General features: G+C 38.7%; 10 protein-coding genes. 5 read left to right on the forward strand and 5 right to left on the reverse strand.

Annotation, left to right across the window (positions count from 1 at the left end):
* Positions 1 to 348: 348 nt before the first annotated feature.
* The 3 genes from Q0791_RS22665 to Q0791_RS22675 all read left to right on the forward strand — a co-directional run bounded on the left by Q0791_RS22665 (position 349) and on the right by Q0791_RS22675 (position 2,573).
* Positions 349 to 1,362 (forward strand): hypothetical protein, encoded by a 1,014-nt coding sequence (locus Q0791_RS22665; RefSeq protein WP_299011447.1) that lies wholly within the window; start codon positions 349 to 351, stop codon positions 1,360 to 1,362.
* A 237-nt stretch (positions 1,363 to 1,599) separates the two neighbouring features.
* Positions 1,600 to 2,013 (forward strand): hypothetical protein, encoded by a 414-nt coding sequence (locus tag Q0791_RS22670; protein ID WP_299011448.1) that lies wholly within the window; start codon positions 1,600 to 1,602, stop codon positions 2,011 to 2,013.
* Positions 2,014 to 2,129: 116 nt separating this feature from the next.
* Positions 2,130 to 2,573 carry a hypothetical protein gene (locus Q0791_RS22675; RefSeq protein ID WP_299011450.1) on the forward strand — a complete coding sequence of 148 codons (444 nt, stop codon included), beginning with the start codon at positions 2,130 to 2,132 and terminating at the stop codon, positions 2,571 to 2,573.
* Positions 2,574 to 2,640: 67 nt separating this feature from the next.
* Here Q0791_RS22675 and Q0791_RS22680 read toward each other — a convergent pair whose 3' ends face one another.
* Both Q0791_RS22680 and Q0791_RS22685 read right to left on the reverse strand, forming a co-directional pair.
* Positions 2,641 to 3,111 carry an avidin/streptavidin family protein gene (locus Q0791_RS22680; RefSeq protein WP_299011451.1) on the reverse strand — a complete coding sequence of 157 codons (471 nt, stop codon included), beginning with the start codon at positions 3,109 to 3,111 and terminating at the stop codon, positions 2,641 to 2,643.
* 133 nt (positions 3,112 to 3,244) lie between these two features.
* Positions 3,245 to 4,288, reverse strand: coding sequence for a transposase (locus Q0791_RS22685; protein ID WP_299011453.1), 1,044 nt, complete (start codon positions 4,286 to 4,288; stop codon positions 3,245 to 3,247).
* A gap of 179 nt (positions 4,289 to 4,467) precedes the next feature.
* Between Q0791_RS22685 and sbcD the strand changes: the two genes are divergently transcribed.
* Both sbcD and Q0791_RS22695 read left to right on the forward strand, forming a co-directional pair.
* Positions 4,468 to 5,700, forward strand: coding sequence for an exonuclease subunit SbcD (sbcD, locus tag Q0791_RS22690; RefSeq protein ID WP_299011455.1), 1,233 nt, complete (start codon positions 4,468 to 4,470; stop codon positions 5,698 to 5,700).
* Complete coding sequence (locus Q0791_RS22695) at positions 5,701 to 9,378, forward strand: AAA family ATPase (protein ID WP_299011456.1); 3,678 nt, start codon at positions 5,701 to 5,703, stop codon at positions 9,376 to 9,378.
* Between the two features lie 96 nt (positions 9,379 to 9,474).
* On the opposite strand, the gene Q0791_RS22700 is transcribed toward Q0791_RS22695, so the two are convergent.
* From Q0791_RS22700 to Q0791_RS22710, 3 genes are all read right to left on the reverse strand, one after another.
* Positions 9,475 to 9,993, reverse strand: a complete 519-nt coding sequence (locus tag Q0791_RS22700) for a hypothetical protein (RefSeq protein ID WP_299011457.1) — start codon at positions 9,991 to 9,993, stop codon at positions 9,475 to 9,477.
* Positions 9,994 to 10,323: 330 nt separating this feature from the next.
* On the reverse strand, positions 10,324 to 11,271 hold the full coding sequence (locus Q0791_RS22705) for a hypothetical protein (RefSeq protein WP_299011458.1): 948 nt from the start codon (positions 11,269 to 11,271) through the stop codon (positions 10,324 to 10,326).
* Positions 11,272 to 11,350: 79 nt separating this feature from the next.
* The gene (locus Q0791_RS22710; RefSeq protein WP_299011459.1) at positions 11,351 to 11,755 is read right to left on the reverse strand and encodes a hypothetical protein; all 405 of its coding nucleotides are present in this window, start codon (positions 11,753 to 11,755) and stop codon (positions 11,351 to 11,353) included.
* Between the last annotated feature and the right edge of the window lie 402 nt (positions 11,756 to 12,157).

Consider the following 12,157-nt stretch of genomic DNA (forward strand, 5'->3'; position numbering starts at 1 on the left):
CCAATCGAAGGGAGGTCAAACATAGGCCAAGAACTTACTCCCTAAAATTATATTAGCTCTTAACTGACCAGTATTAGTATTAGGGTCTGTTGATCTTTGCTGATTATTTCTGCTGCAGTTTGTCGCTTCTTTATACAAGGCACAGCTTATGCAGTGTAGTCATTCTCCATAAATAAGCGATAACGCCGTAGAAAGGAGCGACAAGCGCAGTCCGTAGGATCCGGCTACACGTGTTTTACTCTTTGTTGAGAGACATTCGCTTAGAATAACTAGGCATCACCCCTCTCGCCGCGATTAAAACACGTTTATCTCGGACATAATTTAATCATGAAAGATTAACAGACCCTAATGGCAAGTCGAATTTATGTAGGAGATTCAACTGTGTTGGATGCCTTTTGCCATTTTGACTGTACTTGGTATAAGCAGATCATTGACATTGGCTATGACTTACAGTCTCGTTGGCAACTAGAGCATAATGCTGCTAGTTGGGCATTCATGCCTGTTTATCCTATGATAGCCAAAGTGCTGGATGTTTTTGTGAATTCGATAACCTTGTCACTTTTTGTTGTCAGTAATGTTTCTTTTTTTGTGGCATTAGTGCTCATTTTAAAACTTTCTAGGCAGATGGGGTTTTCCAAAGAAGGCTATTTTCCAATATGGTTATTGGCTTTTTCTCCTTATTCTGTTTATTTTGTGAGTGGGTATACCGAGTCATTATTTTTAGCGCTAACATTCGCTGTTTTTTTATTTAGTTATCGCCAGCAATGGTTATATGTTGCAATATGTGGAATATTACTTGCGGGAACCCGTAATTTAGGTGTTATGAGTGTTTTTCCTGTTTTATTGATTGCGGTTAATCATTATGGTTTTCGTTCTTTTTTTAAGACAGAACGTGGGTTGATTGTTATTGCTGTGCTTTGGGTAATCCCAGTTATTTTATTCAGTTATATGTTATATTTGTACTTTTTAGTTGGGGATGGTTTTGCTTTTACTCATATTCAAATTGCTTGGAGACGTTATATTGACTGGCCAGCTCATTGGTTGAACAAAGGGATATCTGAAGGTGGTAAAGGCATATATTTAGTTTTTATGGTTGCTTTTACTTGGTGTATTAATCTTTATCTTGTTTATAAGAAATTGTGGGCAGAAGCCATTTTTGTTTTTATTTGTACTTTTATTCCCTTATTAACGGGAATAACGTCAATGCCACGTTATTTGTTTGGTCTTGCACCTGTTTATATTGCTTTTATTGCATTTTCTGATAAAAAGCCTCAATTGCAAACGGCTATTCTTGTTATCTCTTCGGTGAGTTTAAGTTTTATTGTGATGGGATTTGTATTAAACCAATCCTTCACTGTGTAAATATCATGAGTATAATATTGAAAATACGGCCACTATTTAGGTGTTGTTTGTTTTTATGTGTTTTTATTGTATCCAGTCTGAGTGGAAATTAATTCTATTATAGGTCATTTATGTTAACTAAAGAAAAGCTTATCGTTTAAATCAAAAAAATAGACAAGAAAGTCGCTGTTATTGTTTTAATACCAGAGGTTTTATCTTAATCTGAATTTAATTTATCTTGGTGAGTGTTCGTATTTTATGACAAAATATGTTGCTTGTTTCGTTGTTATCATCTCTTTATTGGGGCAATCTTTGCTTCAATCTGTGAGTGCTGAGCCAAGCATTGGCAACAGTGCAGAGGTAAGTACAATGATGCAAAGCCAACCTTTGTCAGCTCACGTATTGAGTTATCAGAATGAGATTAACGCTGCTAAATCAATGGAGCCACATATTGTAAAAACAAAAGGTTTGTCCAAATGTAAAAAATTAATATCTCAATGTACTCAGCTTGATTCCGGGCATTGCACAACTCACAGCGATTGCCATTCAGTGGGTTTATCACCAATGACAACGATGGCTTCATCGGCCCCTGTGTCCTTTAGGATCATGATAACGACATGGTCAGCTAAAACCTTTACCTATTCACAAGATTTTCGTCCTCCCATTGCTTAAACGATAAGCAAAACTCTTTTTAAAATATAATTAGTTGATTTATAAGTCATTTTTTATTTTGACCTGTTGATTTCTTATCTGAATAGGAATAAAAATGATAATATTGGGAGTATAATATGAAAACCTTAACTCACTTATCTGTTCTTAGCGTTCTTTTTTTCTCTGTTATGGCATTTGCAAGTGCAGGCACGATATTACCGATGGCCAATGAACAAATTGGATTGACACAATCGGTGCAGGGTAATGGTCAATGCAAGTATAAAATGACCTTGATGTCTGCAAAGGTGAACCCACAAAAGATGAATAAAGGTTACTTGACTGCCAATGTAGATCAAAATGGGGTAAAAGCGTTATTAGAGAGCGACACTGATAAGCAATATTTTAATCAAAGTCAGCATGATAGCTTTAAAAGTCATCCGACTAAATTCGATGAACAATTTGCTAATAATATGAGTCGTAGCGATGCTCTGGTTACAGATAAAATAATGTCAATGACTTCATTTAATCAATCACAGCATGATTTTTCACGACCAAGTGATCGTTTAGATGCTACTTGCTAATTGATGTTAATCGATGGCAAAGGGAGCTTGCCATTTTATTTGGTGTTTTTATTCTAGTGACGCCGATTTAAGGTGTCGGGCAATGACTACATTTGCACTCCCTATAGAATGTATCTTCTCCACGGTAGATTTTTTCTCCGTTGGTGGATGAGAGTACCCAGTTGGTGTAAAGTACATCATCTTTAATTTCGCCATCCCAAGTCGTTATAGATTGACAATTTTGAATGTTATTTTGCCAATTGACTTTAAACTGTACTGCATTTTTACCTATCATCTGACCTGTTAAGTTAAACCATTGTTCGGGTTTAGCACACCACCCTGTTTGTCCGTTAGCAAAAGCCCCCGTTAATTGCCCAGTTTCTGATGCTTGTGTGATATACATACTGGAGCATCCATGCGGATTAAAGTTGTACCAAGCGCCAAGAAAGGCGTTTTTTTTTACGGTCGAATCTTGAGTGCTTTTGGCTGTGCTGGTTATTAAAGCGCTAAATAGGCTAATGATGAATACAATAAATAGTAAGTATTGGTTTTGAGTCATAGCTTTTTATATCAATGTGTTGACTTAGATAAAATATAGTTGATGTGACGGTTTTATGCATTCTGAATTTACATTTAATAGATGTAGGTTACACAAGATTTAAATGCCATTTAAATATTCAATGTTATGATTATTAAGGGGAAGGTGGGTGCAGTTGAAGACTGTTTTTCTTTCCCTTGCACCATTTTCCATTAAATTGGTGGCTAAACTCACACATTTTTGACCAACTACCGGCAACATGGCTGTAGTGGTGACTAAAGAGACGACAAGTATTTATCCAATCTTTCTTTTTAATGGATAACTGAATGAGTAACTTAGGTGTTGAATGGGGGGCTGTGGGGATCTTATTTTGAATCATGCCTTGATGTGTCCATTTTATGAGGGCGATATAATCTGGTAAGTGAAAGGGAATATGCACTTTTTTGCCTGCGCGTGTCATGTGATCGAAAGGTAATAATGTTGAGGGCTGCTGTGCTATGGCTAAATAGTCGCCATTAATATCATAGGTTTGAGCTTCTTCTTGTGCTTGTGTCATGGCAGACATGCGAAGCTTGATTGAGGTTAAATAATCGTTTTCAAGTGATTGAACCAATTGCTCTCTTATAGGCGCTAAATCAACATACATGAGACAGGCCAATAATGTGGGTTCATCGAGCAATGCCTGACTTTTGAAACGCCCTTGCCAAAAAGCCCCTTTGGCATTTTCTTCTTTGTTGATTTTACGAGAAACCGTTTCATTTAAGCAGCGCATAAACCAGCTGATATCTGTCAAGCGTTTACGCCATAAGCTGGCTAATTCATTCATCTTTTTTTGTTCAGTTTCAGTCAGAGAGCCTTGTTCGCTATATTTGATGGCCAGAGGAGGAAGTTTAAAAAGGAGTTTCCAGCGTTGAATTAATGGGTTTATGGTTAAACGGTTTGCGGTATCAGTATCCACTTTGAGTACTAAATGATAGTGATGATTGAGAATGGCGTAAGCACAAATATCGATACAAAAAATCGTTGATAATTGCACAAGTTTATCGACAAACCATTGCGCACGATGAAGATCAAGTTTAGAAGGCTGTAAATGAGAGTCTATTTCAGTGACTAAATAAGTACCTCTGACACAATGGTTTTGAATATGGTAGTAGGGGGTGCTATCGATATGAATGAGTTTTTTTCGACTTTCGGTCATTAGGATTTGGTTTTAGTTAGTTTTTAAAAGCTTAGTTAGCATTATGCAAAAATACAATGAGGATATGACTCAGTCGAAGGTCTTGCATAAGCTTGAAGCAAAATATACTTGTTAAGCCTGTCCTAAAAAGCGCCATGTGATAACATTCTTAGCATATTCTGGTTCATTTAAGTTTCATCATGAAAATCCTGCATACGTCCGATTGGCATCTAGGGCAAAATTTTTTAACCAAGAGCCGTAAAAATGAGCATCAAGCGTTTCTCAATTGGTTGTTAGAGCAAGTGGCGTTACATCAAATTGATGCCCTGATAGTGGCGGGGGACATTTTTGATACTGGCACGCCGCCTAGCTATGCCAGAGAAATGTATAATCGTTTTGTGGTGGCGATGGAGAAGTTGAGTTGTACCTGTATTGTATTGGGTGGCAATCATGATTCGGTCTCAATGCTTAACGAGTCCAAAACCTTATTAGCGTGTTTAAACACCCATGTTGTTGCAAATACGTCGGATCTTGTTCAAGAGCAAGTATTAACCTTGAATAATAAACAGGGTGAAGTCGGAGCAATTGTATGTGCGGTTCCCTTTATTAGGGCCAGAGATATTGCCACTAGTCGTGCGGGTGAAACGGGTATTGAAAAACGTCAAGTATTAGGTGAGGCCATTAAACAGCATTATGCGTCCATTTATGATGAAGCATCGAGGTTAAGAGAGCTGAACCAATGGAATGTCCCTATTATTGTGACGGGGCATTTAACCGCATTAGGCGTGAGTCAATCGGAATCGGTTCGGGATATTTATATCGGCTCTTTAGAGGGATTTGCCGCTGATGGTTTTCCACCTGCTGATTATGTTGCTCTTGGACATATTCATCGTCCACAAGTGGTGGCTAAATCAGAACATATTCGTTATAGCGGTTCGCCTATTCCCTTGAGTTTTGATGAACTTAAATATAAAAAGCAAGTGATAATGGTTGAATTTACTCAATCTAAGCGTAAGCAAATAACACCTATCGATATTCCTCTTTTTCAACCTATGGCGGTACTCAAAGGCAGTCTTGATGAGATAGCAGAGCAGCTAATGCCGTTTAAGACTGAGGCTGTTGGTTTACCCACATGGCTTTTTATTGAAGTGCATATGCAAGACTATTTCTCCGATTTACAGCAACGAATTCAAAAGATGACTCAAGATCTGCATGTTGAGGTGTTAAAGATAAAACGGGCTAGAGGAGCCCATCAACAAGGTATTGAGCCTGTGGCAAAGGAAACATTGGCAGAATTAACCCCTGTTGATGTGTTTAATAAGCGTTTAGCTATTGAAAATAATAAGCAGGCAATTGCAGAGACTCAAGTGGAGCGAATTAAGACTCAGTTTCAACATATTCTTTGTGAAATAGAGCTTAAGGAAGTGGAATAAATGAAGATCTTACGTTTGCAATTTAAAAATCTCAATGCGTTAAAAGGAGAGTGGAAAGTGGATTTTACCCACTCCCCTTTTGTTGATAATGGCTTGTTTGCGATAACAGGGCCCACTGGCGCAGGTAAAACAACGATTCTCGATGCCATTTGTTTAGCCTTATATCATTGTACGCCTAGACTGGGAACAATTACCACATCCAGTAATGAAATCATGACGCGAGGCACGGCCGAGTGTTCGGCCGAAGTCGAATTCGAGGTAAAAAGTCGAGTTTATCGAGCCCATTGGAGTATGCGGCGCTCTAGAGGAAAGGTGGACGGTAAACTGCAATCAGCCGATGTACAATTGGCGGAAGTGGCAAGCGGGAAAATCATTGCTAGCCAGATAAAGCAAAAAAGTGAGAATATTGAGAGAATAACCGGGCTGGATTTTGCGCGATTTACTAAATCTATGATGCTATCTCAGGGAGAGTTTGCTGCTTTTTTAAATGCCAAAGAGAGCGAGCGAGCCGAGTTATTAGAAGAGTTAACGGGCACCGAAATATATGGATTGATCTCAGAAAAAGTACATGAAAAATTCACCCAGTCCAAGCAAGTACTGGCAGACCTTGAGGCGCAAGTGAAAGGCGTAAAACTGCTTTCAAATGAGGAAAAACACAGCCTAGAACAAGAACTCTCTCAGTTGGCCCAAACTCAGGCAAGATTAAAATCAGAACAAATTTCAATTCATGAGCATATGACTTGGCTGAATGATTTTCACAAGGCGCAAGCGAGAGAGCGTGGCGCTAATGAGCAACTTGCTTTGGCAGTGCAGCAACAACAAGATGACGAGTCAAAGTTACATCGCCTTCGAAATGCAGAGCCTGCAGAAAAGCTCAGAACCCCTTTTATGCTCTGGAATGACAGTGTGAAGCAATCTCAGGCAATGCAAAGCTTATTGAGCGAAAAAGAAAGCCTTGGGGCAGTACTTGAGAATAATCATCAGCAGCAGCAATCAAAGCATGCGTTATCAGAGTCTTGCCTGAAACAAGCTAGGCAAGCATTCAATGAGCTTGAAAGGCTGATTGTTAATGACATTCAACCTCTTGATAATCAGCGCCTTAACCTTCAAGAAAAGCATGACGATAAGGTGATTCAACTTGCCGATTTAAGTGAAAAGTATAAAAAAGAAAGCGCGCTCAAAGATAAACTGTTACGGGAGAAAACAGAGCAAGAGAACAAGCAAGCGGCAGTGAATGAATATTTACAGTTACATCAAGCCGACGCTTGCTTAAATACTTTTTTAGGGCAGTGGTTATTACAATCAGAGCAGCTTAAGGCTCAATCCGAGGCGCTTAACAAATTGATACTTAGTGAACAAGCTCAGCAAGGTGTCATTGACGATAAACAGACCGCACTTGATGGAACTCACGAGAAACTCAAAGCTGCAATCCATAGTGTGACGTTAAAAGAGCAAGCGTTAGCACAAGCGAAACGGCAACTGATAAATACTAAAAAAGCAGGCGATATTGAGTCACTTGAACAAGAAAGAGAAGCGTTAAATCAGTCTTATGGTGCTCGAATGAAAATGCTAGATTGCCATCAAACTTGGTTAAAGAATCAAAGGGAGCATGAACGCCTAGTGTCTTTGAGTGAAAAGCAAGGAGAGCTAATATCAAGTCTTGAGGAAAAACAACAAAGCGCCCATGCTCAAGTTAAGCAGCACAAACAATTAGTGAGTGCTTTGCAGCGGCTGGTGACACAAGAAGGGCATTTAGCTCAATACAGAAGTCAATTGCAGGAGGGCGATGAGTGCCCTTTATGTGGGGCTCAAGAGCACCCGAAAATATCAGGTAACACTGAGCCTCAGTCTGACTTTTTATTGGAGTTGGAGCAAGCTGAAAAGGCATTTGAACAAGCGCAGCTTCAGCTTTCTGAACTTAAATCAGAATGGCAGGCACAGTGTCGTTATGAGCAAGAATTACACCTGAAAAAACATGAAGTAATCCAGGAGCAAGAGTCGCTCATGGAAAATTGGCAGTTTTTAAACCATCAGCTTAGCATTGACATTGATCTCGATGATCATCAAGGCGTGAGCTTTTATCAAGAGGCTCAGGAAAGTCGTTTTACTGCTTTAACAGAGACGATTTCTGCCGTGAAGACTTGTGAGCGTGATGAGCAAGCGGCTCAGTTGGCTTGGCAAGACGCTTGTCGTGTTCAAGTGTCGTTAGAGCAAGGGAAATTACTCCTTGATCAAGATATTAAGGCTCAGAAGAATGTGCGAGAAAAAATATGGGCAGACAAGCAAGCTTGTCAAGCCAACATGACAAAAATACAAGAGGCTTTAAGACGGCAAATTGGCGATGCAGGTTATGATGTGCCTGATTTTGTCAAGATAGATGCTTGGTTAAAAGACAAAAACCGTGATGCGCAAACTTGGGAAAGTCAGTGCCAACAAAAAGAGGTCATCACTCATACTCTGTTAGCCTTATTGGCGCAAATAGAAGCGGTTACGTTTGGAGTGAATGAAAAAAATCATCAATTAGCACAACTGAAAAAGGAGCGAGAGCAATTAGCCTTTGAGCTTGAAAAAGTAACTAAGGCGCGCCATAAGCTGTTTGGTGATAAGGAGGTTGAAACAGAGAAAATGCTGGCACAGAAAAATGTTAAGTTAGCCGAGACTCATTACAAAGAGAGTGCGCAGCACCTTCAGTCAAGTCAAGATGCTTATGTGGCAATGAAAGCTGAAGTGAGGACCTTAGTGGAACAAGTACAAGTGCTAATGGCAAAAGAGCAGGAGGCTCAAGCTCATTGGCAAACTCAGCTTAAGCAAAGTCCATTTGATTCACAGTATGACTTTGAAAATGCCCTATTGAGTCAAGAGGAGCATCAGCAGTTAGTGACGCTGCAATTGGCACGGAATAAGGCGGTTAATGAAGCGAATGCCTTATTGCAAAATGCGGAAAAATCATTAGCAGTATTAAGGTCAAACCCTTTGGCGGACACGTTAGCGAATACCTCTTTGCAAACATTAGCAACTGAGCTTGAAGCATTAAATTTACAGTTGGATGAGCTGAATAAACGTGTCGGTGATATTACTGCTCGGCAACGTGCCGATTTAGCTCAAAAACAAACTGAGCAGGCCTTGTTTAACGAAATCGCTCGTTACAGTGAAGAGTATAATGATATTCAGTATTTGCATGCATTAATTGGCTCGCAAAAAGGCGATAAATTCAGAAAATTCGCGCAAGGACTAACCTTAGATAATTTAGTGTATTTAGCCAATAAACAATTAAACAGTGTTCATGGGCGTTATCAGTTAAAACGTAAGCAAGAGCAAGCGCTATTATTGGTTGTGATTGATACTTGGCAGGGAGACATTGAACGAGATACCAAAACGCTATCCGGTGGTGAAAGTTTTTTAGTGAGCTTGGCGTTAGCCTTAGCATTGTCTGATCTTGTGAGTCATAAAACCAGTATCGATTCATTATTTTTAGATGAAGGGTTTGGCACACTAGACAATGAGGCATTGGATATTGCCCTGAATGCCTTAGATAACCTCAATGCCAGAGGAAAAATGATAGGGGTCATCAGTCATATTGAAGCAATGAAAGATCGGATCCCCGTACAGCTTAAAATTCGCCGCCAAAATGGTTTAGGGATCAGCGCATTGAGTGATAAATACCGAGTAGCAAGTTAGTGATCTGCTATAGAGGCATGTGCTAATGAATGCCTAAGCTCTTGAAAACTGAAGTTCGTGAATACCTAAGTTAGTCAATGTTAGTCAATGCTTATGTCAGTGCTCTAATTCAGGAATATATCTGTGATTTAATGTGGGGCAATAAAAACGGATTTTTTGCTTGAGTACCTGCTTAAAGACTTCTCTTTGCGTAAAACTAAACGCCTTTAGGTCAATGACTAAAGGCGTTTTTTGATTGAGGGCAAAAACAATAACACGTTGAAAAGGCCCGTAGCTATTTATTTGCATACCGACGAATCTGTGCCAATGAATGCTTTCCATTTCATCATGCTCACCATAGTGGATCCCAAGGTGATCGATAGTAAACCTAAGGCCGAGAGGTTTTTTGCTGTATTTATGATAGATGATGGTCGTGATGGAAAACAATAAGGTGAATAAAAGGGTGTACGCAGATGTTTTTAGGATTATGGGATAATCGATAACTGGAAAATCATTACTATGTTTAAAGAAGGTTATTTGGGATAAAAAATGGCCTGCTCCACTCCCAATACTGACCTGAAAGGCTAATATTAGCTCACAAAACAACACTCTAGATGGTGTTTGAATTAACTGCATAGTACATCCTTGTATAATCAAAATATGACAACATTATGTTGCCATGACCTTATCATAAAATCATTTTAATACAATGAGATGAAAGTCAAAGTGAATGTGATGGTCTTGATGTGCGTTTTTGGACGACGTTTTCAACAACTGGCTATTGCTCCGTTACGGGAAGACATTAAACGCCTTTAGGTCAATGATTAAAGGCGTTTTTTGATTGAGCGCAAAAAACAATGATACGTTGAAAAAGGCCTAGCCTAATATGTGTTCATGCTTGAATTAATCAAGGCGCAGTTATCATTTCACTTTTTTGCTAAGTTACACTGATAAAATCGCGCTTCATTAGCCATATATTCTTCCGGCATATAATGGTGCTGCCTGTAGTCCTTGCTTATTAGTGTTATTGTTGGTTAATTGCTTAGCATATTCTAAATCACTTAGCTTTGCGGTTGATGAAACACTGCTAGTGTCTGTTTTTATTGTATCTGGAGCTGCTTGGGCTTCTGAGAAGAATGCGGGTGCCTTGGGATCACTTTTTATTTGCTCACGTATGTGCTGGTCTTGTGTATTTTTTTCTAAGTTTAACAATGTGTCATTAACCAGAGAACTTAGCTCGGGTAATGCATTTCCTATATATTTGAAGGAGAATTGATTGGCTACTTTTACTTCATCATCGGCAGAATGTTTTCTGTGAGTCTTGTCTAATTGATATCGAGTCATGTCCAATAATTCAGTATTGGGGACATCATACATCTGATCCATTACCGCGACTAAATTTTCTTTAGTGAGTCCTGATAAGTCAAGATTGTAATTTTGACCATGTGCTAATAAATGGGTCGCAACGGCATCGGTAACTTGTGCTTTTACGGCCATTGGATCGCTATTAATATTACTGAAACGAGAACCGTCAAATATACCATAAATTTGATCGCGCACTGCTGTGTGCATAACATAGGTTAATGCTGCTTCTTTATGAGGAGAAAGGTTTGTTAATGGCGATGGCGCACCATTAAACATCTTATCGACTAGTTTGAATGTCACATTGGTTTTAGCTAGCTCGCTATTGATTTTATTTTCAATTTTTGTAGCTGTACTTCCTGAGCCATGAAGCCAAGCTGAAAAAGAGCTGCGCTCCGTAGCACCTTGTTTGCTCAATGAAACCGTTCCATCTTCATTGCGACTTATTGAAAATGTTTTTTCACCAACTATGATCGTATCATTGGCTTGTAATTGATTAATGAAGTCTGCATTGACGTTCATATTACTTAGACTGGATACAGAAAATCCCATAAATAACCTCAGATTAGTTTAATTAACATTAGAAAAGAATATTTACTTTATGAAATGCATTCTCACGATCTTTACTTGCTTACCTACTTATTAACTCTTTATCCCACTTTTCAGCTTCTGCGATGAGTTTTTCAATCATTTCCATAACTTGTGTTGGATTGTTTTCGGATAGAAGTACTGTTTGGTAAACTGTGATACGGTTTGACCCCTCTAATATGGCCACTCCAATGTCACCACGTAAAGGACCAGCAGCGGCATGCAGTAATGATTGATACAGGGCTATTTCCATTTCTTGGGTGATGCTATGTTGAGTCATTACTGCAAGACGTAAGCTCATGTTGCTTTGATCACGATACGCAGAGAAAAATAATTCTGAAGAGTGATTGCCTTGGGATTTTTCAGTCAGTTCGCATGCAAAAACGTTTTCACTGTCGAATTGAATTTTGACACCTAACTTGGATAATGCTTCTTCGAATATGTCCATTATGTTTTTTATCAATGAGTTATAATTTATATCAGTATTGATGTTATTTAAAATTTGAGATATAAAAAAAACAAATTAATGCCTTGTTCTGGTTCGACCAGACTAAGGTGGTGTAGACTTTTTTTGGTAGCGTTTGATTTTTAGTTAAATAGCGTTTAATTGTTTTAATTAGGAGGCATTTAGTAATTATAATTAAAACATGATGTTATTCTTATTTTTTTTGAACTCCTTATGAAGGCGATCATTTTTTTGAATTTAATTTTTTTTTGAAACAAATGTAAATATTTAATTTTGGAGTTCAAAAGTGAAAAGAGCGCTCAAATGAGTAATGCCAGTAAGTTAAGCTTGCTGGCATTTTTTATTTCTAGCATATCGCTGTGGTCTTCGTTTGACTGTGCGGGG

The organism is uncultured Shewanella sp. (assembly GCF_947495455.1).
Classification (GTDB): Bacteria; Pseudomonadota; Gammaproteobacteria; order Enterobacterales; family Shewanellaceae; genus Shewanella.

Excerpts from the sequence above, each read along its gene's own strand:
- Q0791_RS22665 (WP_299011447.1), top strand. The coding sequence starts at position 349 with ATGGCAAGTCGAATTTATGTAGGAGATTCAACTGTGTTGGATGCCTTT.
- Q0791_RS22675 (WP_299011450.1), top strand. The coding sequence starts at position 2,130 with ATGAAAACCTTAACTCACTTATCTGTTCTTAGCGTTCTTTTTTTCTCT.
- Q0791_RS22670 (WP_299011448.1), top strand. The coding sequence starts at position 1,600 with ATGACAAAATATGTTGCTTGTTTCGTTGTTATCATCTCTTTATTGGGG.
- Q0791_RS22680 (WP_299011451.1), bottom strand. The coding sequence starts at position 3,111 with ATGACTCAAAACCAATACTTACTATTTATTGTATTCATCATTAGCCTA.
- Q0791_RS22700 (WP_299011457.1), bottom strand. The coding sequence starts at position 9,993 with ATGCAGTTAATTCAAACACCATCTAGAGTGTTGTTTTGTGAGCTAATA.
- Q0791_RS22695 (WP_299011456.1), top strand. The coding sequence starts at position 5,701 with ATGAAGATCTTACGTTTGCAATTTAAAAATCTCAATGCGTTAAAAGGA.
- Q0791_RS22705 (WP_299011458.1), bottom strand. The coding sequence starts at position 11,271 with ATGGGATTTTCTGTATCCAGTCTAAGTAATATGAACGTCAATGCAGAC.
- Q0791_RS22685 (WP_299011453.1), bottom strand. The coding sequence starts at position 4,288 with ATGACCGAAAGTCGAAAAAAACTCATTCATATCGATAGCACCCCCTAC.
- Q0791_RS22710 (WP_299011459.1), bottom strand. The coding sequence starts at position 11,755 with ATGGACATATTCGAAGAAGCATTATCCAAGTTAGGTGTCAAAATTCAA.
- sbcD (WP_299011455.1), top strand. The coding sequence starts at position 4,468 with ATGAAAATCCTGCATACGTCCGATTGGCATCTAGGGCAAAATTTTTTA.